The 2,399-nt window shown below is 41.4% G+C and carries 2 protein-coding genes; both read left to right on the top strand.

Annotation, left to right across the window (positions count from 1 at the left end; genetic code table 11):
- The coding region (locus tag AAC033_RS19005; RefSeq protein WP_339741141.1) for a sulfatase-like hydrolase/transferase at window positions 1-1,245 on the top strand (1,245 nt) is incomplete at its 5' end.
- 4 nt (window positions 1,246-1,249) lie between these two features.
- Window positions 1,250-2,314: an alpha-L-fucosidase gene (locus AAC033_RS19000; RefSeq protein WP_339741139.1), complete on the top strand. Its 1,065-nt coding sequence runs from the start codon at window positions 1,250-1,252 to the stop codon at window positions 2,312-2,314.
- Window positions 2,315-2,399: the final 85 nt, after the last annotated feature.

Below are 2,399 nucleotides of genomic sequence, written 5' to 3'. Positions count from 1 at the left end.
CCGAGCCGGGCAATGCTGATGAGTGGGAAAAGTTTGTTTCACGTGTACGACAAACTGGAAGGAGTGCATACCATGCCGATGCATTTTGCCCAAAACGGCTATGAAACATTCGGAACAGGGAAATGGCACAATGGGGCGAAAACCTTCGAAGCCTCTTTTCAAAAAGGTGAAAATGTCTTTATCGGTGGGATGTCCGACCACTTTAATGTTCCCTGCAGTAGCCTTGGCAGTGATGGTAAACTCAGCGAACCAGTAAAAAAAGGCTATTCGACCGATCTATTTGCCGACGCAGCAATCGGTTATCTGAACAATTATTCAACAGGCACGCGTGAAAATCCATTTTTTTGCTACGTGTCTTTTACCGCACCCCATGATCCCAGGTCACCTCGCGAAGATTATATCGGCATGTATCCTGATCATTCGATTCCCTTACCAGGAAACTTCATGGACCTTCATCCTTTTGAATTTGATCATTTAAACATTCGGGATGAAACACTGGGTCCCTGGCCAAGAACTCCGGAAATGATACAGGCTTCACTGGCTGATTATTATGCCCTGATTAGTCATATTGACAGCCGGGTGGGCGATATTATTGAAACCCTGAAAAAGGAAGACTTATTTAATCATACCATCATCGTTTACGCTGCCGATAATGGGTTGGCAATAGGTAGCCACGGTTTATTGGGGAAACAAAATTTATACGAACACAGCACAAAAGTACCTTTTATAATCAGTGGTCCGGGAATACCTGCAGAAGCGAAAAGGGATGCATTGGTTTATTTATATGATATTTTCCCGACCCTTTGTCATGTGGTTGGATTACCCGTTCCTGAAGGAGTAGATGGACAAAACCTGCTGCCGGTTATCAACGGAGAGCTTACCGAAGTCCGGTCTTCGTTGTATACAGCTTACCGGAATACTGCCCGCGCGGTTCGTACCGATGAATGGAAATTAATCCGGTATCCACAGCGGGATTACACACAACTGTTTAATCTGAAAAACGATCCGTTGGAAATTGATAATTTGGCATCGCTTCCGAAATACAATTCTAAGGTGGATGAAATGATGAAGTTACTCGAAGAATGGTACATTGCAACTGACGACACAGCAACGATGAATCCAGCCACGATCTTACCGCTGGATTACGACTGGAGAAAGCTCAAGCAAATACCTGATGTTCATCAGCCAATGTATGTTTTGGATAAATATTTTAAGGGAGTAGAATTGGAAGACGTTAAAAAATAAAAGCATGAAGAATAAGAGAATATTAGGTGTTATTGTAATTCTTATTACAATGAGTGTGAGTTTAATCGCTCAGAACAACGTAAACTATTTAAACGAATCGAAAGAAGCGTACCAAAAGCGCATGGAGTGGTTTACCGATTCGAAGTACGGAATGTTCATTCATTTTGGATTATACAGCCAGCTTGGGGGAATTTACAAGGGGAATGATGAAGGTCGTTATGCGGAATGGATTCAGGCGAATCAGCAAATCCCAAAGTCAGACTATATCAAATTGATCAATACATGGACTCCTGAAAAATTTGATGCCAATAAAATTGCAAAACTGGCTAAAAAAGCCGGGATGAACTATTTGGTCATCACGACCAAACATCATGAAGGCTTCTGTTTGTGGGATTCTGATTATACCGAATACGACATCGCCAATTCGCCCATGAAGGGCCGTGATTTTATTCAGGAATTGTCGGACGCTTGTAAAAAACAGGGCATTCATTTTGGAACCTATTACAGCATTATCGACTGGAATCATCCTTCACACAATATTCCTGATGCCGATGCCAAAGAAGTATCAGGCAAACGCTGGCAGAATCCTTTGCTCCATGAAGGGAAAAAAGCAGAATATGTGAAGTATATGAAAAACCAGGTAAGGGAATTGATTGAAAAATATGATACGGAAATTCTTTGGTTCGATGGCGATTGGGCTGATTATTGGACGGTTGAAGATGGAAATGATTTATACCAATACATCCGTGAGTTGAAACCTGATATCATTATCAATAACCGGGTTTCTAAACGCGAAATATTTAAAAAGGACTTCGGCACACCGGAGCAGTTTCACCCGGATGGCACGCTCGACCATTACTGGGAAGCCTGCTATACCATGAACGATTCCTGGGGTTTCAAAATCAAAGACACGGATTGGAAAAGTCCTGAAGAAGTATACGAAAAGCTACAGGATATTAATGGAAAGGGTGGTAACTTTTTGCTCAATGTGGGACCGGATGGTCATGGAGAAATTCCCAAAGCATCTGTTGATATTTTGTTGGAGGTAGGCAAAATGTTGAAACGATGAATGCAAAAAATCACCAAGTATTTAAGCAATAAGCTTAGAATCCATATATTAGACAATTAATTCTTTAGATTTTAACAGTTTCTAA

This window comes from uncultured Sunxiuqinia sp. (assembly GCF_963974515.1).
GTDB lineage: Bacteria > Bacteroidota > Bacteroidia > Bacteroidales > Prolixibacteraceae > Sunxiuqinia.
Note: the sequence above shows the minus strand (reverse complement) of the source record. Positions and strands in the feature narration are given on the sequence as shown.